At 71.4% G+C, this 21,420-nt stretch carries 19 protein-coding genes and 1 tRNA gene; 8 read left to right on the forward strand and 12 right to left on the reverse strand.

The window, feature by feature from the left end:
- The 7 genes from FNH05_RS09945 to FNH05_RS09980 all read right to left on the reverse strand — a co-directional run.
- On the reverse strand, window positions 1–302 hold a 302-nt coding region (locus tag FNH05_RS09945; RefSeq protein WP_144587052.1), incomplete at its 3' end, for an SDR family NAD(P)-dependent oxidoreductase.
- A gap of 51 nt (window positions 303–353) precedes the next feature.
- The gene (locus FNH05_RS09950) at window positions 354–836 is read right to left on the reverse strand and encodes a hypothetical protein (protein WP_144587053.1); all 483 of its coding nucleotides are present in this window, start codon (window positions 834–836) and stop codon (window positions 354–356) included.
- 67 nt (window positions 837–903) lie between these two features.
- Window positions 904–4,077, reverse strand: a complete 3,174-nt coding sequence (gene fdh, locus FNH05_RS09955) for a formate dehydrogenase (protein WP_222426566.1) — start codon at window positions 4,075–4,077, stop codon at window positions 904–906.
- Between the two features lie 10 nt (window positions 4,078–4,087).
- Window positions 4,088–5,800, reverse strand: a complete 1,713-nt coding sequence (locus FNH05_RS09965) for a selenocysteine-specific translation elongation factor (RefSeq protein ID WP_144587056.1) — start codon at window positions 5,798–5,800, stop codon at window positions 4,088–4,090.
- A complete protein-coding gene (gene selA / locus FNH05_RS09970) occupies window positions 5,788–7,068 on the reverse strand; it encodes an L-seryl-tRNA(Sec) selenium transferase (protein ID WP_144587057.1) in 1,281 nt (426 codons plus the stop codon). The genes FNH05_RS09965 and selA overlap by 13 nt, the downstream gene beginning before the upstream one ends.
- Before the next feature lie 26 nt (window positions 7,069–7,094).
- Window positions 7,095–7,189 (reverse strand) — tRNA-Sec (locus tag FNH05_RS09975).
- A 68-nt stretch (window positions 7,190–7,257) separates the two neighbouring features.
- The gene (locus FNH05_RS09980; RefSeq protein ID WP_186382476.1) at window positions 7,258–7,656 is read right to left on the reverse strand and encodes a hypothetical protein; all 399 of its coding nucleotides are present in this window, start codon (window positions 7,654–7,656) and stop codon (window positions 7,258–7,260) included.
- A gap of 198 nt (window positions 7,657–7,854) precedes the next feature.
- Between FNH05_RS09980 and FNH05_RS09985 the strand changes: the two genes are divergently transcribed.
- From FNH05_RS09985 to FNH05_RS10020, 8 genes are all read left to right on the forward strand, one after another.
- The gene (locus FNH05_RS09985) at window positions 7,855–9,111 is read left to right on the forward strand and encodes a sensor histidine kinase (protein WP_144587058.1); all 1,257 of its coding nucleotides are present in this window, start codon (window positions 7,855–7,857) and stop codon (window positions 9,109–9,111) included.
- A complete protein-coding gene (locus FNH05_RS09990) occupies window positions 9,099–9,746 on the forward strand; it encodes a response regulator transcription factor (protein ID WP_144587059.1) in 648 nt (215 codons plus the stop codon). The genes FNH05_RS09985 and FNH05_RS09990 overlap by 13 nt, the downstream gene beginning before the upstream one ends.
- 58 nt (window positions 9,747–9,804) lie before the next feature.
- Window positions 9,805–10,800, forward strand: a complete 996-nt coding sequence (gene selD, locus FNH05_RS09995) for a selenide, water dikinase SelD (protein WP_144587060.1) — start codon at window positions 9,805–9,807, stop codon at window positions 10,798–10,800.
- Window positions 10,801–10,847: 47 nt separating this feature from the next.
- Window positions 10,848–11,255, forward strand: coding sequence for a CoA-binding protein (locus FNH05_RS10000; RefSeq protein WP_144587061.1), 408 nt, complete (start codon window positions 10,848–10,850; stop codon window positions 11,253–11,255).
- An 88-nt stretch (window positions 11,256–11,343) separates the two neighbouring features.
- Complete coding sequence (locus tag FNH05_RS10005) at window positions 11,344–13,242, forward strand: glycosyltransferase family 39 protein (RefSeq protein ID WP_186382477.1); 1,899 nt, start codon at window positions 11,344–11,346, stop codon at window positions 13,240–13,242.
- A gap of 282 nt (window positions 13,243–13,524) precedes the next feature.
- Entirely contained in the window at window positions 13,525–13,917 is a 393-nt protein-coding gene (locus FNH05_RS10010; protein WP_144587063.1) for a GntR family transcriptional regulator, read from the forward strand.
- 41 nt (window positions 13,918–13,958) lie between these two features.
- Window positions 13,959–14,879 carry an ABC transporter ATP-binding protein gene (locus FNH05_RS10015; protein ID WP_186382478.1) on the forward strand — a complete coding sequence of 307 codons (921 nt, stop codon included), beginning with the start codon at window positions 13,959–13,961 and terminating at the stop codon, window positions 14,877–14,879.
- Window positions 14,876–15,535, forward strand: a complete 660-nt coding sequence (locus FNH05_RS10020; RefSeq protein ID WP_144587065.1) for an ABC-2 transporter permease — start codon at window positions 14,876–14,878, stop codon at window positions 15,533–15,535. The genes FNH05_RS10015 and FNH05_RS10020 overlap by 4 nt, the downstream gene beginning before the upstream one ends.
- Window positions 15,536–15,589: 54 nt before the next feature.
- Here FNH05_RS10020 and FNH05_RS10025 read toward each other — a convergent pair whose 3' ends face one another.
- From FNH05_RS10025 to FNH05_RS10045, 5 genes are read right to left on the reverse strand one after another with little or no spacing between them, the layout of a single operon-like run.
- Complete coding sequence (locus FNH05_RS10025; protein WP_144587066.1) at window positions 15,590–16,189, reverse strand: LutC/YkgG family protein; 600 nt, start codon at window positions 16,187–16,189, stop codon at window positions 15,590–15,592.
- Window positions 16,186–17,643: a lactate utilization protein B gene (locus tag FNH05_RS10030; RefSeq protein ID WP_144587069.1), complete on the reverse strand. Its 1,458-nt coding sequence runs from the start codon at window positions 17,641–17,643 to the stop codon at window positions 16,186–16,188. The genes FNH05_RS10025 and FNH05_RS10030 overlap by 4 nt, the downstream gene beginning before the upstream one ends.
- Before the next feature lie 17 nt (window positions 17,644–17,660).
- Entirely contained in the window at window positions 17,661–18,410 is a 750-nt protein-coding gene (locus FNH05_RS10035) for a (Fe-S)-binding protein (protein ID WP_144587067.1), read from the reverse strand.
- Window positions 18,407–19,879, reverse strand: a complete 1,473-nt coding sequence (locus FNH05_RS10040; protein WP_144587070.1) for a rhamnulokinase — start codon at window positions 19,877–19,879, stop codon at window positions 18,407–18,409. The genes FNH05_RS10035 and FNH05_RS10040 overlap by 4 nt, the downstream gene beginning before the upstream one ends.
- Window positions 19,879–21,330, reverse strand: coding sequence for an L-fucose/L-arabinose isomerase family protein (locus tag FNH05_RS10045; RefSeq protein ID WP_144587068.1), 1,452 nt, complete (start codon window positions 21,328–21,330; stop codon window positions 19,879–19,881). The genes FNH05_RS10040 and FNH05_RS10045 overlap by 1 nt, the downstream gene beginning before the upstream one ends.
- Window positions 21,331–21,420 lie beyond the last annotated feature (90 nt).

Here is a 21,420-nt window from a genome sequence, read left to right on the forward strand (position 1 = left end):
GCTCTGGCCTCGGTGAGCGAGCTTTCTTCGACTGCCCCGAACAGCCCCCGCCCCGCGTTGTTGACCAGCACGTCGATTCCGCCGAAGCGCTCCACCGCCGACTCCACGACGCGCCCGGCCTGCGCCTCGTCGGTGACGTCCAGCGGGAGCGGTAGCAAACGCGTGTCGTACTCGGCGAGTTCCGTCTCGAGTGATGCCGGGTTCCGGGCGGTCGCCACCACCGCGTCCCAGCCCGCCAGCGCCCGGCGCGCGATCGCGAGGCCGAATCCTCGCGACGTTCCGGTGATCAACCAGACCTTCATCGTTTACCCCCCAGGAAAACAGTCCTGGCGACAGTACCGAATCCGGCGCTGCTACCCCTGGCCGAGGTCGGGGCTGACGTGCGGCGCGCGCCCCTCCTGCCCCGGTACCGGGTTGATCACCGGCTCCCGGACCTGCTGGTCGAACGAGCGCGGATCCGCCGGTCGCACCCGGGTTTCCGCGGCGCGGCCGCGCAGGGTGATGTCCTCGACGACCTGCTCCTCCCGCATGCGCGCGAGGACGCTCAGCGTGATGGCGTGTGCCAGCGCCAGCACCAGGAACATCACGCCCAGCCGCCCCACCACCGCGGGCAGCGAGCTGCCGCCGGGGAAGCCGACCGTGGACAGCAGCGCGAGCGCGCCGAGCACGACCAGGTGGAACAGCACGGCGATCAACCGGGTCATCGAAGCCCCGGCACCCGGATTCCCGTTCGTGTTTTCCAGATAGCGCTTACCGCCGTGGTAGATGATCTGACCGTCGATCACGACCATCAGAACCCCCACCGCAAGGAAAGCCACATAGGCATTGGTGTCCATGTCGGGCTCCTCTCCTACGCAGCGTCGGCTACCCGGGACGCTCCGGGGTCAAACCCGGGCGGGTGAGTCAGCGGTACTGCTCAACCAGACGGAGTAGTGCGGCCCCCTGGGGACGGCGGCCGGGCCGGATGTCGCAGGTGGCCGCCTTCGCCTCCTGGATGTGCACGTTCGGGTCGAGCACCATCGACAGCAGATCGTTCGCGGAGTCCCCTGTGGACAGTCCGCGCCGCCCCCAGTGGTAGGGCAGGCCGATCTGGTGGATCACCTTTCCCTTGACGCGCAGGGGAGCCATCCGGTCGGTGATCAGCACGCGCGCCTCGACCGCGGTGCGCGCGGTGATGATCGTGGCCCAGCCGCCGTGCCGGAGCCCGCGTTCGGCGGCCAGCTCGGGCGAGACCTCGCAGAAGAACTCCGGTTGCAGCTCGGACAGGTAGGGCAGGGTGCGGCTCATCCCGCCCGCCGTGTGGTGTTCGGTGAGGCGGTAGGTGGTGAACACGTACGGGAACCGCCGGTCGTTGTACGGGTTGCCCGCGTGCCGGTAGGTCTCCAGTGCCGGGTTCTCCCGCTGTCGGTACAGCGGATTGTCCACAGGGGACTCGTACGGCTCGTAGTGCGTGGGCAGCGGTCCGTCGGTGAGTCCCGCGGGCGCGAACAGCCAGGCCTTCCCGTCGGACTGCATGATGAACGGATCCACCCCGGCCAGCGCGTCCTGCGCCTCCGCCCCCTTCGGCGGGCGGTAGTCCGGCGGCTTGGCCGGTTCGAAATCGGGCACGTCCGCTCCGGTCCAACGGCCGTCGGCGCCGTCCCACCAGACGTAGCGTTTCCTTTCGCTCCAAGGCTTTCCGTCGGGGTCGGCGGAGGCTCGGTTGTACAGGATGCGCCGGTTCGCCGGCCAAGCCCAGCCCCAGCCCGGCGCGACCCAGTTCTGCTCGGAACCAGGCTGCCGGTTCGCCGCTTGATTCCGCCCACCCGCGTAGACGCCGCAGTAGATCCAGCAACCGCACGAGGTGGAACCGTCGTCGGCCAGTTGTGTGTAGGAGGAAAGCGGCCCGTCCGGCCCGTAGCCGTTGATCTCGGCGAGCACGGCCTCCGCGCTGGGCTCCGCCGTTTCGCCGTGCGTCGGGTAGTCCCAGGCGAGCTGCCGGACCGGCAGATCGCGCGGATCGGTGCTGCCGGCCAGCTTCTCCCGGATGATCCGGCCCAGGTGGTAGTAGAACCACAGCTCGCTGCGCGCGGCGCCCGGCGGTTCGACGGCCTTGTGGTGCCACTGCAACAGCCGCTGCGTGTTGGTGAAGCTGCCGTCCTTCTCGGTGTGCGCGGCGGCGGGCACGAAGAACACCTCGGTGCCGATCTCCTCGGTGCGCAGCTCACCGGTCTCGATCTCGGGGCCGTCCCGCCAGAACGTCGCGCTCTCGATGAGCTGCAGGTCTCGCACCACCAGCCAGTCCAGATTGGCCAGGCCCAGCCGCTGCATTTTCCCGTTGGCCGAACCGACCGCCGGGTTCTCTCCGACCAGGAAGTATCCCTTGCACTCGCCCGCGATCTGGTTCATCACAGTGCTGTAGGTGCCGTGGTCCCCGGTCATGCGGGGCAGGTGGTCGAAGCAGAAGTCGTTGTCCGGCCTGGCGTGCTCGCCCCAGTACGCCTTGAGCAGGCTCACCGTGTAGGACCGCATGTTGCCCCAGAACCCGGTGCGGCCCGCGTCGGCCTCCACGAAGGTGTCGAGGTCGAGGTGCTCGTGGGCGCTGGGCATCGGGATGTACCCGGGAAGCAGGTTGAACAGGGTCGGGATGTCGGTGGAGCCCTGGATGCTGGCATGCCCGCGCAGGGCGAGGATGCCGCCGCCCGGCCGCCCGATGTTGCCCAGCAGCGCCTGCAGGATCGCGCCCGCGCGGATGTTCTGCGCGCCCACCGTGTGCTGGGTCCAGCCCACCGAGTAGACCAGCGCCGTGGTGCGCTCGCGCCCGGAGTTTTCGGTGACGGCCTCGGCCACCTTGAGGAACTCCTCCTTCGGCACCCCGCACACCTCTTCGACCAGTTCCGGGGTGTAGCGCGCGAAGTGCCGTTTGAGCACCTGGTAGACGCAGCGGGGATGGGTGAGCGTCTCGTCCAGCTTCGGCTTGACGCGCATGGTCGCCCCGCCGGAGCCGTACTTCTCCGCCCGCGCGGTCGCCTTGTGGTGTTCTCCCGGGCTCTCACGGCGCCCGGCCGCCGCGGCGGCCTCGGTGTCCTCGTAGGCCCAGCTTTCTACGTTGTAGAACCGCCTTTCCGGCTCGTAACCGGAGAACAGGCCGTCGAGGTCCTCGGTGTCGGCGAAGTCCTCACGCAGGATCGCGGCGGCGTTGGTGTAGGCCAGCACGTACTCGCGGAAGTCCTTCCCGTTGTTCAGGACGTACGCGATGAGCCCGCCGAGGAAGGCGATGTCGGTGCCCGCGCGCAGCGGCACGTGCTGGTCGCAGACCGCGCTGGTGCGGGTGAACCGCGGATCGACGTGGATGATCCGTGCCCCGCGTGCCTTGGCCTCCATCACCCACTGGAACCCGACGGGATGGCATTCGGCCATGTTCGAGCCCTGGATGAGGATGCAGTCCGCGTTGGCGAGATCCTGCTGGAACGTCGTGGCCCCGCCGCGGCCGAAGGAGGTCCCCAGACCGGGAACCGTGGAGGAGTGTCAAATACGGGCCTGATTTTCGATCTGTATCGCGCCGAGCGCGGTGTACAGCTTCTTCATCAGGTAGTTCTCTTCGTTGTCCAGCGTCGCGCCGCCGAGACTGGCGAAACCGAGGGTGCGCTTGAGCGTCCGGCCCTCCTCGTCGGTGTCCTGCCAGGTCTCGCGACGGGTCCGCAGGACCCGCTCAGCGATCATGTCCATCGCCTGGCCGAGGTCCAGCCGTTCCCATTCCCGGCCGTGGGGACGCCGGTAGAGCACCTCGGTGACGCGACCGGGACTGGTGACGAGCTGTTTGCTCGCCGAGCCCTTGGGGCACAGCCTGCCGCGTGAGATGGGGGAATCGGGATCGCCCTCGATCTGGGTGACCTTCCCGTTCCGCACGTACACCTTCTGGCCGCAGCCGACGGCGCAGTACGGGCAGACCGAGCGGACGACCCGGTCGGCGGAGCGGGTGCGGGGGGCCAGGGCGCGCGAACGGGCCGACTCCGCGGCCTTTCCGCGGCCGAGCGGATCCGCGCCGGTCAGCTGCCGGTAGACCGGCCAGCCCTCGATCCAGTCCCGCACACCCACGGGAACCACGCTAGCGCCGCTCTGACGATCTCGCAGTGCTTCGGGTGCCGTCGGGACGGCGCCGGGTCACCCGCCGGGCGTCGAGCTGCTCCAGCAGCGGTACGGCGACGCGCCGCGTGGTGCCGAGCACGCGACGTGCCTCGCTCACCGTGAAGGGCTCCGGCAACGCGGCGAGCAGGGCGGCGGCCCGATCCAGCGCATCGGGCCCGAGCACGACCCCCTCGGCGAGGCGGGCCAGGCGTCCGGCGCGGACCGCGGCGGCCAGCTCACGGGGACCGAGGCCGAGTTCGGTCAGCTCGTCGGCTTCAGGCGCGTGGAACGGCCGCTCGGCCAGCCGCCGTTCCACGGTCCGGATCGCCCGTTCCACCCGCTCCGGGAGGCCGGTACCCGGCCGCCGCACCCGGCCGCCGGCGGGCTCCAGGCCGGTCCCGCTCAGCAACTCCGGCACGAGTTCCGCGGCGGGCAGGCCGAGCTCCTTGCGCAGCGCTTCGACCGGCATCCCCGCCTCGACCTCGTGGCGCGCCGACCATGCGGCGACACGGGCGACCGCCTGTTCGCGCCGCCGCGCCCACCAGTCCGGGTCCACCACCCAACCGCCGATCCGCATCCCGGTCACGGACAGGCCCATCGCGCGCAGTTCGGCGGCCGTGGCGATCTCCGGCGGCCTGATCCGGCCGGTCGCCAGTTCCTCCGCCCGCGCCCGGGCGGCCCCACGCCGCCGCAGCGGCGGTGGGCGGACGTCGAGCACCTCGACGCCCGCGGCGATCCGGTGTTCGCCGGGATCCCGCAGCAGACCGCGGTCCCCGACTCGCAACGGCAGCTCCCGCGCGAGCCGCAACCGTGCGGCGTTCGTCCCAAGTGGACGGATGTGCACCGGCACCGCGGCCGAGCCGAGGTGCAGCACGAGATCCCGATGCAGCTCGCCGGGGCGGCGCAGGGCGACGTCGGCCTCGCCCGTGGTGAGCCAGGCTCCCGGCGTGCACAGCGTGTCACCGCGGGTGATCTCGTGCCGATCGACGCCGCGGAGGTTCACCGCGACTCGCGCGACCGCCGTGACCGTTTCTTCCCCGGTGCCCAGGGACTGCAGGGCACGCACGGTCACCCGGCGCCCCGCGTGCTCCAGTTCGTCCCCCACCCGGAGAGTGCCCGCGGCGAGCGTGCCGGTGACCACCGTGCCCGCCCCGCGCACGGTGAAGGACCGGTCGACCCACAGCCGCACGTCCGCGTCCCGCTCCGGCCGCGGCAGCCGGTCCACGAGCGCCACCAGCCCCGCCCGCACCGCGTCGAGCTCGGTGGCCACCACCACCGGCGGCCCTCCGAGCGAGGTGCCCTCGAAGCGTTCGAGAGCCTGCGCGGCGGCGGGCGCGGGATCGGCGAGATCGGCCTTGGTGATCGCCAGCAGGCCGTGCCGGACGCCGAGCGCGTCGAGCGCGGCCAGATGCTCGCCCGACTGCGGCATCCAGCCCTCGTCCGCGGCGACCACGAACAGCACGGCGGGCACCGGGCCCACCCCGGCCAGCATGTTCGGCACGAACCGTTCATGCCCCGGCACGTCGACGAAGGCGATCCGCCTGCCGTCGAGTTCGGTCCAGGCGAAGCCGAGATCGATGGTCAGCCCGCGGCGGCGCTCCTCGGCGAGCCGATCCGGCCACATCCCGGTGAGCCGGTGCACCAGGGTGGACTTGCCGTGGTCCACGTGCCCGGCGGTGGCTACGACGAACATCGGCGCACCGCCGCCAGCAGCAGCTCGTCGTCGGCCGGATCGACCGTGCGCAGGTCGAGCAGGCAGCGGCCCCGTTCCAGCCGTCCCACCACCGCGGGACGGCCCGTGCGCAGCGGCACCGCGCGGCTCTCGGGCAGGCTCACCGCGGCACTGGGCAGTTCCACCCCCGGCGCGCCGCCCCCGCCGACGGCCGCGGCGCAGTCGACCGCCACGGCGCCGGGTATGCGCGCGGCCAGCCGCTCGGCCCGCGCACGCAACTCGCCCCGGTCCGCCGCGAGCGCACTGGCCACCGGCGATGGCGGACCGATCAGGGTGGCTTCCAGCGCGGCGAGGGTCAGCTTGTCCACGCGCAGTGCCCGGGCCGCGGGATGCCGGCGCAACCGCTCGACGAGCTCCGCCCCGCCCAGCAGCAGCCCGGCCTGCGGCCCACCAAGCAGTTTGTCCCCGCTCGCGGTGACCAGATCGGCGCCGTCGGCCAGCGCGCTCGCCGCGTCCGGTTCGTCCGGCAGCCGCGGATGCGGGGCGAGCAGACCGGACCCGATGTCGACGACCAGCGGCACTCCGAGCCCGGCCAGCTCCCGCACCCCCACCGCCGAGGTGAATCCGGTGATCAGGAAGTTCGACGGGTGGACCTTGAGCACGAACCCGGTGTCCGGGCCGATCGCCTCCGCGTAGTCCCGCAACGCGGTGCGGTTGGTGGTGCCGACCTCGCGCAGCCGGGCCCCGGCCGAGGTCAGCAGCTCCGGGATGCGGAAGCCGTCGCCGATCTCCACCAGCTCTCCGCGGCTGAGCACGATTTCGCGCCCCGGCGCCAGCACGAGCGCGGCCAGGAGCAGCGCGGCGGCGTTGTTGTTCACCACGTGCACCGCCTCGGCACGCGGGACGGCCGCCGCCAGCGCGTCGAGCGCGCCCCGGCCACGTCGTGAGCGCCTGCCGGTGGCGAGGTCGAACTCCAGATCGGTGGTGCCGCCCGCGGCGACCACCGCCTCCAGCGCCGCCGGGGACAGCGGGGCCCGGCCGAGATTGGTGTGCACGACGACACCGGTCGCGTTGAGCACGGGCCGCAGGCTCGACGCGGTGGCGGGCAGGGCCGCGATCGCCTCCTGCGCCACGTCCGCCGGGTCGATCTCCCCGGCCCGCGCCCGCTGCTGCGCGGCGCTGATCACCGACTTCACCACGGCGCGCCCCAGCACCCGCTCGGCCTCGGCGATCCGCGGGTGCGCCAGGAGGGCATCGGTGCGGGGGACCCTGCTGCGGGGATCAGCCACCGGTCCCCCCGAAGCCCGTGAAGCACTGGCGGAGACGGACGGGAATCGAACCCGCCAGCGACAGGACCTGCCGCTCAACGGTTTTGAAGACCGCGCCGGTCACCAGACCGGATACGCCTCCCCGTGCCATGAATCCGATGATCGCAGCGCTGCCCCCGTCCCGCGACTCAGCCGCCCCCGCTCGAGCACTCACGGCTTGGCGAAGGCGGCACGCAGGTCGGACCGGTTGACGGCGAACGCGGCGGGGACGAGGGTGAGTGCGCCCGCGATCTGCATCGCGACGAACCACACCGGCAGGGCGCCCGGAACGCTGTCGATGGCGATGACTGCGATCGGTACGACGACGGAGATGATGCGCACCCGGACGTAGGCCCATCGTGCTCCCCGTGACGCGAGAACGGTCAGCCAGTAGGTCACCGCGGCGCCCGCGAGCATTCCGCCCGTCCGTCCCCACATGAACGAGGTCACCTCGCTCCCCCTGACCGAGAGGACGACGACCACCACGAGGACCGCGACACTCATCGCGCCATAGACCGCGACGAACCTCTTCACCTTGGCCAGTCCCCTGCCCACCAGTGCGTTTTCCATGTCTCCTTCTTCCTTTACCTCGTCCGATGTGGTCTCCGAAGTTAGGGAGCACGCGGCCGCGCCGGTATGGGCCTGGACGCACTCCGGGGTGGGGCTGGACCCACTTGTTCCCCGATCCGCCGGGAATCGGGCTCCGGGCGGTGCAGAGTGGACTGCGAACCGGTTCGGACGGCCCGTTCCAGGGGAGGGGAGAGGATCATGAGACGGCTGGTGTCGTGGGCGGCAAGCGCCTGCGTGGGGTTCGTACGAGCGTGCGTCGTGGTGGTCGTCGCCATGCTGGTCCCGGCCGTATGGGCCGCCGCCGCGGCGCTGTGGATCATCCTGTGGGGCGGGAACCCGTGGTCGGGGACGGTGCCGTTCCTGTGGGCGTGCATCGGCACCTTCGCCCTGTCCCGTCCGGTCTGCCGACTGGTCCGCTCCCTCGTCGAAAAGTGGACCGGAACCGTCATCCCCGGCGGATACCGGCAGGCCCCGGCGGTGACGCGCCTGTCGACCGGGTACTGGTGGAACGGGTACTCCTACGAGCGCACCAGGCGGGACGCCCGTCAGGACCAGCGGTGGCGGACCCGGTGGCACGACCCGGCCACCTGGCGCGACCTGCGGTTCATCGGGATCGCACCGATCACCATGGGCGTGACGGCGGCCGTCCCGCCCGCCGGGGTCGCGGCGGCCGTACTCGGACTCGCCCAGCCGTCGCTCGTCCCCCGTGTCATCGGGGTGCTCGGCGTGGCCGTGGCCGTCGGCGGTGCCCCGTACGCCTGGCGGTCCATCGAGCCGGTGGCCGTCCGCTTCCTGCGCCCGTCGACGGCGATGGCGCTGGCGAAACGGGTGGACGAGCTGACGGAGCAGCGCGCGGACATCACGGTCGCGCAGGCCGCCGAGATCCGCCGGATCGAGCGGGATCTGCACGACGGAGCCCAGGCACGCCTGGTCGCGCTCGGGCTGTCCCTCGCGACCGCGGAGAAGCTGATGGAAACCGACCCCGGCCAGGCCAAGGCACTGCTGCGGGAGGCGAGGATCGGGGCCGCGACGTCACTGACCGAGCTCCGCGACCTGGTCAGGGGCATCAGCCCGCCGGTGCTGAACGAGCGAGGACTCGTCGACGCCGTGCGCGCGCTCGCCTTGGACAGCCCGCTCGAAACGACCGTCACCGCCAACGACCGGCCGCGTCTGGACCCGCCGATCGAATCCGCCGTGTACTTCGGCATCGCCGAACTGCTGACCAACGCCGTCAAGCACGCCCACGCGACCCGGGCGCGGATCTCCATCACGCGGGATGGCACCGGGCTCGTCGCGGAGGTCGAAGACGACGGGCGGGGCGGAGCCGGGGTGCGAGCCGATGGCGGACTCGCGGGGCTGCGCCGCCGTCTCGCGGCCTTCGACGGCACGTGCGAGATCACCAGCCCGGCAGGCGGGCCGACCCGCGCGAGAATAGTGGTGCCATGCGAATCGTGATAGCCGAGGACCTCTACCTCCTGCGCGAGGGAATGGTTCGCCTGGTCGAGGCCTACGGACACCGGGTGGTGGCGACGGCGGCCACCGGCCCCGAGACGCTCGACGCGCTGCTGAGATGGCGGCCGGACGTGTCCGTCATCGACGTCCGCATGCCGCCGACCCAGTCCGACGAAGGCCTGCGGGCGGCCCTCGCCGCCCGCAGCGAACTGCCCGGACTTCCGGTCTTGATCCTGTCCCAGCACGTCGAACAGCTGTATGCCCGCGAGCTACTGGCCGACGGGGCCGGGGGTATCGGCTACTTCCTCAAGGAGAGTGTCTTCGACGCGGACCAGTTCATCGACGCGCTGAAACGCGTCGCCGACGGCGGGACCGCCATGGATCCGGCCGTCATCGGCAAACTGCTCTCCGCCGGGACCTCGAACCGGCGACTCGACCGGCTCACGGAACGCGAACGCTCCGTGCTCGCCCTCATGGCCGAAGGACTGTCCAACCAGGCGATCGCCGGTCGGCTCTTCCTCAGCGAAAGCGCCATCAGCAAGTACACCACGTCGATATTCGCCAAACTCGGCATCACGGACGACGACCGCGGCAACCGCCGGGTCCTCGCCGTCCTCGCCTACCTGAACAAGCCGTGACGCGGTCCCCGGAAACGGACACCCAGCGGAGTCCCGCCGGACGGGGCAGCATGAACCCATGGGCTACCGACTGACCCAGTACGCGCACGGCGGCGGCTGCGCGTGCAAGATCCCTCCCGGGGAGCTGGAAGAAGTCGTGCGCGGGCTGACGGGCGTACCACGCCCCCGCGATGCGCACGGCGAACTGCTCGTGGGCCTGGACTCGGGGGATGATGCCGCCGCGGTCCGCATCGAGCACGATCTCGCCCTGATCGCCACCACCGACTTCTTCACCCCGGTCGTGGACGACGCCTTCGACTGGGGGCGCATCGCGGCGGCCAACGCGCTGTCCGACGTCTACGCCATGGGCGGCAGGCCGGTGGTCGCGGTGAACCTGCTCGGCTGGCCGCGGGAGGTGCTGCCGTTCGAGCTGGCCACCGAGACGCTGCGGGGCGGGCTGGAGGTCTGCGCCGAGGCGGGCTGCCACCTCGCAGGCGGGCACAGCGTGGACGACCCGGAACCGAAGTACGGCCTCGCCGTGACCGGGCTCGCCGACCCCCGGCGGCTGCTGCGCAACGACGCCGGCCGCCCAGGGCTGCCGCTCTCGCTGACCAAACCGCTGGGCATCGGCGTGCTCAACGCCCGGCACAAGGCCACCGGTGAGCGGTTCGACGAGGCGATCGAGGTGATGACGACCCTCAACGCGGACGCCGCCTCCGCGGCGGTCGCGGCGGGGGCCCGATGCGCCACCGACGTCACCGGGTTCGGCCTGCTGGGCCACCTGCACAAGCTCGCAAGGGCCAGTGGGGTGACCGCCGTCGTCGAGGCCGCCCGAGTGTCCTATGTGGAGGGTGCGAGGGAGGCGCTGGCGGCGGGCTACGTCAGCGGCGGCACCCACCGCAACCTCGACTGGGTGCGCCCGCACGTGGACCTTTCGGCGGTGGGCGAGGACGAGGCCCTGCTGCTGGCCGACGCGCAGACCTCCGGCGGCCTGCTGGTCGCCGGAGAGATCCCCGGGGCACCGGTCGTCGGCGAGTTGCTGCCCCGCGGCGAGCACACCGTGGTGGTGCACTGAACCGGAAATTCCGCCACGCAAACCGTTCAACAAAACTTGAGGTGATCATGGTCGATATCGCCGAACGCGCCCTGTCCTCCGCGAACACGATCGCGGTCGTGGGCCTGAGCCGGAACCCGGCCAAGGCGGCACACGCGGTGCCCAAGAGCATGCAGGCCGCCGGATTCCGGATCATCCCGGTCCATCCGTCGGCCGACGAACTGCTCGGGGAGCGGGTGTACCGATCGCTCACCGACATCCCCGAGCCCGTGGACCTCGTCGACGTGTTCCGTCCGGCCGCCGAGGCTCCCGGGATCGCACACCAGGCCGTCGAGATCGGCGCGAGATCCCTGTGGCTGCAAGAAGGAATCGTCTCGCCCGAGGCCCGCCGCATCGCGATGGAGGCAGGACTCGACTATGTCGAGGACGAGTGCATATCCGTGGTGCGCAGCCTCCGGAACATCACCCGCCGCTGATCCGGCCGCGGGAGTAGACCCGGGGGTGGAGGGGAATCTCGGCGTGTGGGCCGACGCGCCGGGCGGCCGATCACGGTTGAGTTCCCCCATGACCATTCGCGTACCGGTCCAGGAGCGAATCCGTTTCGAGCGCGTCGCACTGGGTGCCCTGCTACTCGCCGCCGCGGCGCTCTACGTCTGGTCCCCGGCGGGGCGGACCTTCCAGCCCTACTACGCGGCCGCCATCCGCTCGATGGCGCACAGCGCCCGGGCGTTCCTGTTCGCCGGGTACGACCCGGCCGGGGTGGTGACCCTGGACAAGCCGCCGCTCGCGTTCTGGGTGCAGGCCACCGCGGCCTGGGCCTTCGGCTACCACTGGTGGCTGATCGCGGCCATCCAGGCGGCCGAGGGGGTCGCCGCGGTGTTCGTGCTGCACCGCCTGGTGCGGCGGTGGGCGGGTCCGGCCACCGCACTGCTCGCCGCGGCCCTGCTGGTGCTGTGCCCGATCACCACCGCGATCAGCCGGGACGACACTCCCGACAGCCTGCTGGTGCTGATCCTCCTGCTCGCGGCCTACTGCGCGACGCGTGCGGCGAAAGACGGTCATACCGGCTGGCTCACCGGTGCGGGTGCGCTGATCGGGCTGGGGTTCCTGACGAAGATGCTGATGGCGTGGGCGGTGCTCCCGGCGCTGGCCGCCGCCTACCTGGCCGCCCCCGTCCCGTGGCGGCGGAAGGTGGCCCGGCTCGCGCTCGCCGGGGTGGTCATGCTCGCGGTCTCGCTGTCGTGGCCCCTGCTGATCAGCCTCTGGCCCGGGGACAAACCGTTCGTGGGCAGCACCGGTGATGGCTCGATCTGGCAGCTCATCCTGGGCTACAACGGTTTCGGCCGCCTTGTCGGTGCCGACACCGGATCGCTCTCGGCGCTGGGCGGCACGCTCGGCACGGGTTTCGGCGGCTCCCCCGGCCCGTTGCGGCTGTTCGACACCGAACTGGGCGGCCAGATCGCCTGGCTGCTGCCGCTGGCCCTGGTTTCGGTCGCGGTCGCCGCCTGGCAGGGGGTGCGTCGCCGGGCCGGGACCGCGCGCGAGCGGGCGGGCTGGCTGCTGTGGGGCTGCTGGCTGATCGTCTACGGCCTGGTGTTCTCGTTCACCGGCGGGATCTTCCACGGGTACTACACCTCGCTGCTGGCCCCGGCCGTGGCCGCGGCGGCCGCCGCCGGACTCGTCACCTGCGCGGCCTGGTACCGGGCCGGGACGAAGGCCGGAGTGCTGCTGCCCGCGGCCATCGCCGGGACCACCGCACTGTCCTTTTTGATCCTGTCCCGCACGCCGGACTGGCTGCCGTGGTTGCGCTACACCGTCGTCGTGCTCGGGCCGGCGGCGGCGCTGGGCGCGCTGACCCGGCGGCGCTACCCGGCACTGATCGCCGGCCTGGTGGCGATCCTGGCCGGTCCGGCCGCGTACGTACTCGACACCGCGGCCGCCGAACCGGACATCATCGCGGCCGCCGACCCGAGCGCGGGCCCCGCCCGGGACGCCGCCGCCGGGTTGGGTGCGACGCTGAAGGGCGACGCCGCGGCGGCCTACGCGGCGTTCATGGACTCCGCGGCCACGCTCACCGCCGGTCAGGACGAGATGCTGCGCTACGCGTCCGCGAAGGCCCCGGACCTGCCCATCACGCTCGCCGTCGAAGGCGGAAGCTACGGCACGGACCCGTACCTGATCCACCGCGGCGCCACCGTGGTGCCGCTGGGCGGCTATCTCGGTCTCGACCCGGCACCCACCGCCGGGCAACTCGCCGCCTGGGTGCACGGCGGCCGGGTCAGGTTCGTGCTGCTGCCCGCGGTGTTCCTGCACTTCAAGGGCAGCGGCGGCGGGTCCGTGGTGCCGGGTTCCAGCCCGGTCGTCGAGCGGATCGCGTGGTTCACGCGGCAGTGCCGCCCCGTCCCCGCGGCCTCGATCGGCCAGGACGCCACCCGCGCCGGTGTCCTGTTCGACTGCGGTTAGGAGTTGCCGAGCGCGCGGAGCGCGGCGGCGAGGATTTCGGCTCGGGCGGCTGGTGTGATACGTCCGGTGGCCGCCAGGAGGGTCAGGGTCGCTTGTTTGGCCACCGCATATGCGGCATGCGCGCGCACACGCCGGGCCACAGCAGGGTTCGCGACACCGTCTGACCCGTTGGCCGCCAGTCCGGTCGATCCGCCGACGGTCCCCGGTAGGACTCTTGTCCACCACCGCGCTGACTGTATATAGTGTCCATATACAGTCAGCGCGGATGGATGGAGGGTCGTCATGCGGGTGGTGTTGTCCAACAAAGCCGGTGTGCCGCTCTACCAACAGATCAAAGAGCAGGTGATGGCGGCCATCCTGTCGGGCGAGCTCGCCGAGGGCACCGCTCTGCCTTCGGTCCGCACCCTCGCGCGGGACCTGCGGATCAGCGTCATCACCACCACCCGCGCCTACACCGAACTGGCCACCGAAGGCTTCATCGCCACGGTCCCCGGCAAGGGCGCCTACGTCCTGCCGCTGGACTCGGCCCTCGTGCGGGAACAGCTCCTGCGCCAGGTGGAAGACGGCCTGCAGACGGCACTGGATGCCGCGCGGCGGGCCGGTCTCGATCGTGACGATCTCATCCGGGTACTGGACGGGCTGATGCATGCCGAGCAGCAGGACGCCATCCGCTAGCAGGCCACAGGAACATGCCTGGAAACCAGGAGGATCCAGCAGTGAGCACCGACCTCGCATTCGCCCTGCGCGGCGTAAGCACCGCGGTGGGCGACAGCTTCGCGTTGCGCGACGTGAGTTTCGAACTGCCGACGGGCTACGTCATGGGCTTGATAGGCACCAACGGCGCAGGCAAGACAACGTCGATCCGCTGCCTGCTGGGCATGCAGCGGATCGACACCGGTGAGATCGACCTGCTCGGCCACCGGATGCCCGGACCGGTCGCGGTACGTCAGAACATCGGGGTGGTGCTCGACCACACCTACCTGGTGGGCGACTGGCGGCTGGCGGAGGTCGAACGGGCGCTTCGCCCCTTCTACGACCGCTGGGACGGCGTGCGCTACCGGCAGTTGCTCGGCGATTTCGGCCTGGACCCCCGAGCCAAGGTCAAAGACCTGTCCCGTGGCATGGGGATGAAACTCATGATTGCCGTGGCACTGTCGCACCAGGCAAGGCTGCTCGTCTTCGATGAGCCGACCAGTGGTCTGGACCCCGTCGCCCGTGAAGAGCTCATCGGCATCATCGGGGACTTTCTCGTCGAGGAGGGACACAGTGTCCTGTTCTCCACGCACATCACGTCGGATTTGGAGCGCATCGGGGACTACGTGACGCTCATCGACGGCGGTCGCATCGTTTCGACCGGCACCAAGGACGAACTCCTGGAGGCCTACCGCGTCGTGCGTGGCGGCCCGGACGACCTGAGCGACCTCGTCGGCGTCCAGTTGATCGGTGTCCGGCGGACCCCGGCCGGAGTGCAGGCCCTCGTGCGCACCGAGGAAGCCGACCTTCTCGACGAGGACGTCCTCGTCGAGCCGCCCACCCTCGAGGAGATCGCCGTCCACATCGGATCCGGGGATCCCGGTGGGAATCCGCACACCACCGACCGGCCCGGTTCTTCGTTGTCCACCAGGGGGATCGCATGAACGCCGTTGCCCGCATGGCCTTGCTGGACCTGCGCACCGTCGCGCCGTACCGCATCCAGGGCCTCGTGCTGTTCGGCCTGCTGGCCGTCTCTCTCGCCAACACAAGCCCCGTGATGGTCCTGCCCGCGCTCGTTCTGCTCCTCACCTCGCAGGCCGCCGCCCATCCGTTCATGATCGCCGACAAGGCGGGCCTGGAGACCCTGTACGCGGTCCTGCCCCTGTCCCGCCGTTCGGTGCTGTACGGGCGCTACGCCTGGGCCCTGGCAAGCTTTCTCGCCACCGCCATCCTGGGCACGGCGCTGGCTCTTCTCTTCGCGCATGCCCACGCCGTTCCGTTCGACGGCCGCACTCTCGCGACGATGCTGACGCTGTCGTGGGCGCTGTTCGCCCTCAGCGTCGCGATCCAGTTCCCCTTGTTCATCCGGTTCGGATACAGCAGGGTCAGCGCTTTGGGCACCGTCCTGCCGCTGGCGTTGATCATGGTGGCCGTCGTCCGGCTGCACCTGAACATCGCGACCATCGCGCCGCTCTGGATCTGGCTCCCCGTGCTCTGGGTGGCAGGCGTAGCGGCACTCGCGGCATCCGTGGCCGTGGCCACGGCCACGGATCGTCGGCGCCTGCCTGGGCCGATCCGCGACGGCCGGGCCAAGCCGTAAGGAACCCCCTCACGGCACACGTCCGAATGTTTGCCCCCTGGCCGGGCGGCCGTTTCAGGCGGGCGCCACCACGATGACGTGCAGTGTCCGGGGCCCGTGCACCCCTTCCACCCGGTCGAGCTCGATGTCGCTGGTCGCGCTCGGCCCGCTGATCCACGTCTGCGGGCGCCCCGGGTCGAGCGCCGCGACGGCATCCGGCACGCCGGACACGATCTGGTCCTCGCGGAGCACGCACACGTGCAGATCGGGCACGAGGCTCAGCGCCCGCCGCCCCTGCCCCGAACCGTGGTCGAGCACGATGGTGCCGGTGGTGGCGATGCCCAGCGCGGCGACGGTCACCACGGCGTCGAAGGTGTCGAGTTCCGCGGCGGTCTCGCCGGTGCCGGGCACCGAACCCTCGACGGGGACAGGGAAACCCTCGGGCACCAGTATCCGCCGCGCGGGACCCAGCGCGGCGCGGATCGCCGCGGGCAGTTCGGATTCGGCGCACCGGCTCAGCGCCGCCCGGTAGTCGCGCACGCGCTCGGCGAACAGCCCCACCGGGTCGGGAAGCGGCGGCGCGGAACGGTATCCGCGTGGCACGGTCGCTTCACTCCGGTCCGCCTGGCGCAGCGACGCACGCACCGCGGCGAGGATTTCTTCACGGGCGCTCACGAACGGCCTCCCCCGGTACGACGCCACCACGCCCGGAACGACTCCGCCGGCGGTGCCGGCAGGTCGCGGGCATTGCTCCACAACGAACCCGGCCACGGCAGGCGGCCCAGCGCCCGCCGCCCGCCCGGCAGCACCTTGCGGCCGAACCGGCCGAGCAACCTGCCCGCCACACCGAGACCCCGCTCGGCGAGACCGAGCCGCCGCGCATCGGACAGCACCCAGCTCGCCGCCCGCATCGCGACCGCCTCCGGTTTCGGCGCCCCGCCCCGATGGGCATCGACCACTTCGGACCGGAGGTGCACCAGCACCTCCGGGATGTCGATGCGCACCGGGCAGACCTCGAAACAGGCCCCGCACAGGCTGGAGGCGTAGGGCAGCGAGTCGGTCTGCTCGTCCACACCGACGCCCTTGAGCAGCGGGTTGAGGATCGCGCCGATCGGCCCCGGATACACCGAGCCGTAGGCGTGGCCGCCGGTGCGCTCGTACACCGGGCACACGTTGAGACACGCCGAACACCGGATGCAGCGCAACGCCTGCCGCCCCACCTCGTCGGCGAGCGCGCGGGTGCGGCCGTTGTCCAGCAGCACGACGTGCATCTCCTGCGGCCCGTCACCCGGGGTGGTCCCCGCCCACGTCGAGGTGTACGGGTTCATCCGCTCGCCGGTGCTGGAGCGCGGAAGCAGTTGCAGGAACACGTCCAGATCGGACCAGGTGGGCACGATCTTCTCGATCCCGACGACGGAGACCAGCACCTCCGGCAGGGTCAGGCACATCCGGCCGTTGCCCTCCGATTCGACCACCACGAGCGTGCCGGTCTCGGCGACCGCGAAGTTCGCCCCGGACACCGCCATGCGCGCGCGGAGGAACTTCTCCCGCAGGTGCAGGCGCGCCGCGGCGGCGAGGTCGGCGGGCCGGTCGGTCAGGTCCTCCGGCGCGGGCCTGCCCGCCGCGGCCATGTTGCGGCGGAAGATCTCCCGGATCTCCGCGCGGTTGCGGTGGATCGCGGGCACCAGGATGTGGCTCGGCAGGTCGTCGCCGAGCTGGACGATCAGCTCGGCGAGGTCGGTCTCCCACGCCGCGATGCCCTGCGCGGCGAGCGCCTCGTTGAGCCCGATCTCCTGCGTGGCCATGGACTTCACCTTGACCACCTCGTCGATGCCGTGGCCACGCGCGATCCCGGCCACGATCTCGCACGCCTCCCGCGCGTCACGGGCCCAGTGCACGGTCGCGCCCCGGTCCTGCAACGACTTTTCCAGCCGCAGCAGGTGCTCGTCGAGATTGCGCAGCGTGTTGTCCTTGATCGCCGCCCCGGCCAGCCGCAGCTCCTCCCACTCCGCGACCTCGCCGACCACGGCGGCGCGCTTCGCGCGGATGGTGCCGGTCGCGTGCGCGAGGTTGCGCCGCAACTGCGTGTCGGCCAGCGCCTCCCGTGCGGCCTGGGGGAACGCGGGCATCCCGACGAAGGTGGCGCTCACTTCATCTCCTTGGTGTCACCCTCGGTCGAGGCGAGTACGTCGGCCAGGTGCGCGATCCGCACCCCGGTCCGCTGCCGCGAGAGCATGCCGCCGATGTGCAGCAGGCACGAGTTGTCCCCGGCGACGAGGACCTCCGCCCCGGTCTCGCGCACGTGCCGCGCCTTGTCGGCGCCCATCGCGGTGGAGGTTTCGGCGTTCTTGAGCGCGAAGGTGCCGCCGAACCCGCAGCACTCGTTCGCGCCGGGCAAGTCGACCAGCTCCAGTCCTCGCACCGCGCGCAGCAGCCGCAGCGGCCGGTCCCCCACCCCGAGCATCCGCAGCGAATGGCAGGTCGGGTGGTAGGTGACCCGGTGCGGGTAGTACGCGCCCACGTCCGTCACGCCCAGCACGTCGACGAGGAATTCCGACAGCTCGTAGGTTTTCGGGCCGAGCTCCGCGACGCGCTCGGCGAGCCGCGGGTCACCGCTGCGGCGCGCGACGATGCCGTGCTGGTGCCGCACCGAACCGGCGCACGAACCGGACGGGGTCACGATCGCGTCGTACCCGGCGAACGCCTCGGCGAAGCCACGCACCACCGGCACGGCCTCGTCCAGGTAGCCGGTGTTCACCATCGGCTGGGCACAGCAGGTCTGCCCGGGCGGGAACCCGGCGTCCACGCCGAGCCGCCGCAGCAGGCGGACCACCGCCCGGCCCGTGTCCGGGAACATCGCGTCATTGATGCAGGTGACCAGCACCGCGACCTTCATGTCCTCGTCCCCGTCTTCTCGATCAACCGCGCCTCCGCCTCGGCCCACCGCGCATCCGCTTCCCCCGGAACGTAGCTTGTCAACGGCTGGGTCGCACGGACGAGGGCCCGCATCGCGGCCAGGTCCGGCAGATCGGCCCCGAGCGCGCGGGCCTGCACCAGGACGTTGCCCAGCGCCGCCGCTTCCACCGGGCCCGCCAGCACCGGAACCCCGCAGGCGTCGGCCGTCAACTGGCACAGCAACTCGTTGCGCACCCCGCCGCCGACCACGTGCACCACGTCCACCGCGCGTCCGGTCAGCTCGGCGGCGCGGCGGACGGTCCGCCGGTACGCCAGGGCAAGGCTGTCGAGGATGCATCGCACGATCTGTCCCCTGCTCTCCGGGGCGGGCTGGCCGGTCCGCGCGCAGGCCGCCGCGATCCGCGACGGCATGTCCCCGGGGGGCAGGAACTCGGGCGCGTCGATGTCCACCACGGACACCAGCGGCCGCTCGCCCGCCGCCTCGCGAAGCACCGCCGCCAGCTCCACCGGCCGCCCGCGGGCGGCCCAGGTGCGCAGGGTCTCGGTCAGCACCCACAGGCCCATCACGTTGCGCAGGAAGCGAACCTTGCCGTCCACTCCGCCCTCGTTGGTGAAGTTCGCCGCGAGGGCCTCCTCGCCGAGTTCCGGCCGGTCGAGTTCCAGCCCGGCCAGCGACCAGGTGCCCGAGGAGATGTAGGCGAAGTTCGTGCCCGGTTCGGCGGGCACCGCGACCACGGCGGAGGCCGTGTCGTGCGAGCCGACCGCCACCACCGGCAGTTCCGGCAGCGCGTGCTCGGCCGCCGGCTCGGGCAGCAGCGTGCCGACCAGCTCGCCGGAGTCCCGCAACGGGGGCAGCAGACGGGGCGGGATACCGACCCGCTCGGCCAGTCCGGTGGCCCAGGTTCCGGTTCGCACGTCGTAGAGCTGGGTGGTCGACGCGTTGGTGCGCTCGGCCCCGATCCTCCCGGTCAGCCAGTAGCCCAGCAGGTCGGGAATCATCAGCATGGTCTCCGCCAGTTCCAGCCTGCCAGTGTCCACTTCGGACAGGAGCTGGTACAGCGTGTTGAACGGGAGCTGCTGCAGCCCGGTGATGTCGTAGAGCTCCCGCGCCGGAACCGAACGCAGAACCCGCTCCATCACACCCTGGGTACGAGTGTCCCGGTAGTGCACGGGATTGCCGAGCAGTGCGCCGGAACGGTCGAGCAGGCCGTAGTCCACCGCCCAGGAATCGATGCCGATGCCCGACAGCGCCCCGCCGTGATGCGCCTTCCGGATTCCGGTCAGCACCTCGCGGTGGATACCCAGCACGTCCCAGTACAAAGTGGACCCCGCGCGGACACCGCCGTTGGGGAACCGGTGCACCTCGGTCACTTCGAGGCGCCCCGGTCCCACGGAACCGGCCATCACCCGGCCGCTCGTGGCGCCGAGATCGACCGCCGCGAGTCGCATCACACCGTCACCACGTGCAGTTCGAGGCCGAGCAGATCCGCCACCGCCCGCAGTTCCGCCACGCGGTGCCCGGTGCCCAGCGCCCAGTGGTGCGCGATCCCGGTCCCCGACCAGGCGTCGGTCCACTCGCCGGGATCGCAGCCGAAGTCGACCCGCGACGTGGTGTTCCCGATCCGCAGCAGTGGTCCCGGCACGACCTCGCCCTCGGAGGCGACCAGCCGGAACGTGCCGTCCTTGAGCTGGCCGAGGCCGAGCGCGGTGACGGGGCCGTGCTTGACGTCGAATTCGACGGACACCCCCCAGCCGCGCTTGCCGTGGTAGACGCCGAGTCCGCGCAGCAGCGGCTTCCGCGCGCTGATCGCCAGGTGCGCCGGGCCGTCGTGGCCCATCTCCACCACGTTGTCCAGGAAGTTCAGCGCCTGCAGTTCGGTGAAGGAACCGCCCGCGCCGAGCCGGTCCATCAGCAGCATCGCCAGCGAGGTCCGCAGCTCGTATTCGCCCACGGCCGGGATGCCGCGCGCGGTGAGCAGCGAGGCACCGAGGATCAGCCCCGCGCCCACCCGCTCGTGGGTCTCCCCGTTCAGACCACGGTGGTAGTACGCCAGCGAATCGAGTTCGAAGTCCGCCACCAGCCGGTCCAGCGCGACCGAAACCCGCGCACCCCAGGCGAAGTCCTCCTCCACGACCGACTCGTCGAGGGTGAAGATCTCCCGTGCCAGTGCCATCCGCTCCGCCGTCTCGGCGTCGGTGACCTGTTCCACCCTGACCCGCAGATCGTCGATCTCCAGGATCTCCACGTGCCCGCCGAGCTGCGCGGAAACGAGCGTCGGGTCGGTGGAGACGTCCATCATCCCTGGGTAGAGGTGCCCCATCAGGCCATGGCGCCCGGTGCGCAACGCCGCCCGTACCCCGGCCGCCTTGATCCACCGGCCGATCCTGGTCCAGGCTCGCTCGTCCTCCAGATAGCCGGAAACCGAACGGAACTCCACTCCCACCCGGCGGAACGCGTTGGCCATCTCCGGCAGCGGGCAGGCGCCGCAGTAGGCGAGCCACGCGCCGGTGTCGAAGGTGGCGTGGTCCATCGCCTCGGTGGGCTGCAGGTTCAGCAGCAGCACCGGCGCACCGCTGCGCTGCGCGATGGGCACGAGCATGCTCGCGGTCAGGTACGTGGTGAGGAAACCGACGATCAGGTCGCAGTCGGCCATCCGCAGCTTTTCCGCCGCGGCGGCGCCTTCCTGGGCGTCGGAGACAAACCCGACGTCGACCACCTCGCAGTCCATTTCGGACAGGCGAGCGGACACGCGGCGGGCCGAAGCCCGCAGCTGCGGCAGCAGTTCCGGGAACTGCGGCCAGTAGGCCCCCAGCCCACCCGCCACCAGGCCGATCCGGGTCCTGCGGGGCGTGATGCGCTCCAGCCCGGCGAACGCGAGTCCTTCGAGCGGCTCGGTCATGAGGTTCCCTCCTCCTCAGCGCAGGAACGCGGCGGCCACGCCCGCGTCCACCGGTACGTGCAGGCCCGTGGTGTGGGTGAGATCCCCGCC

Origin of the sequence: Amycolatopsis rhizosphaerae (genome assembly GCF_007713715.1) — a bacterium.
GTDB classification, from domain to species: Bacteria; Actinomycetota; Actinomycetes; order Mycobacteriales; family Pseudonocardiaceae; genus Amycolatopsis_E; species Amycolatopsis_E rhizosphaerae.

What these genes read in the sequence shown, in the direction of transcription:
- FNH05_RS09980 (WP_186382476.1), bottom strand. Translation starts at nt 7,656, where the DNA reads ATGGAAAACGCACTGGTGGGCAGGGGACTGGCCAAGGTGAAGAGGTTC.
- FNH05_RS09990 (WP_144587059.1), top strand. Translation starts at nt 9,099, where the DNA reads ATGCGAATCGTGATAGCCGAGGACCTCTACCTCCTGCGCGAGGGAATG.
- FNH05_RS10030 (WP_144587069.1), bottom strand. Translation starts at nt 17,643, where the DNA reads ATGCCCGCGTTCCCCCAGGCCGCACGGGAGGCGCTGGCCGACACGCAG.
- FNH05_RS10040 (WP_144587070.1), bottom strand. Translation starts at nt 19,879, where the DNA reads ATGCGACTCGCGGCGGTCGATCTCGGCGCCACGAGCGGCCGGGTGATG.
- FNH05_RS10035 (WP_144587067.1), bottom strand. Translation starts at nt 18,410, where the DNA reads ATGAAGGTCGCGGTGCTGGTCACCTGCATCAATGACGCGATGTTCCCG.
- FNH05_RS10010 (WP_144587063.1), top strand. Translation starts at nt 13,525, where the DNA reads ATGCGGGTGGTGTTGTCCAACAAAGCCGGTGTGCCGCTCTACCAACAG.
- FNH05_RS10005 (WP_186382477.1), top strand. Translation starts at nt 11,344, where the DNA reads ATGACCATTCGCGTACCGGTCCAGGAGCGAATCCGTTTCGAGCGCGTC.
- FNH05_RS09965 (WP_144587056.1), bottom strand. Translation starts at nt 5,800, where the DNA reads ATGTTCGTCGTAGCCACCGCCGGGCACGTGGACCACGGCAAGTCCACC.
- FNH05_RS09985 (WP_144587058.1), top strand. Translation starts at nt 7,855, where the DNA reads ATGAGACGGCTGGTGTCGTGGGCGGCAAGCGCCTGCGTGGGGTTCGTA.
- FNH05_RS10020 (WP_144587065.1), top strand. Translation starts at nt 14,876, where the DNA reads ATGAACGCCGTTGCCCGCATGGCCTTGCTGGACCTGCGCACCGTCGCG.
- FNH05_RS10045 (WP_144587068.1), bottom strand. Translation starts at nt 21,330, where the DNA reads ATGACCGAGCCGCTCGAAGGACTCGCGTTCGCCGGGCTGGAGCGCATC.
- selD (WP_144587060.1), top strand. Translation starts at nt 9,805, where the DNA reads ATGGGCTACCGACTGACCCAGTACGCGCACGGCGGCGGCTGCGCGTGC.
- FNH05_RS09950 (WP_144587053.1), bottom strand. Translation starts at nt 836, where the DNA reads ATGGACACCAATGCCTATGTGGCTTTCCTTGCGGTGGGGGTTCTGATG.
- FNH05_RS10000 (WP_144587061.1), top strand. Translation starts at nt 10,848, where the DNA reads ATGGTCGATATCGCCGAACGCGCCCTGTCCTCCGCGAACACGATCGCG.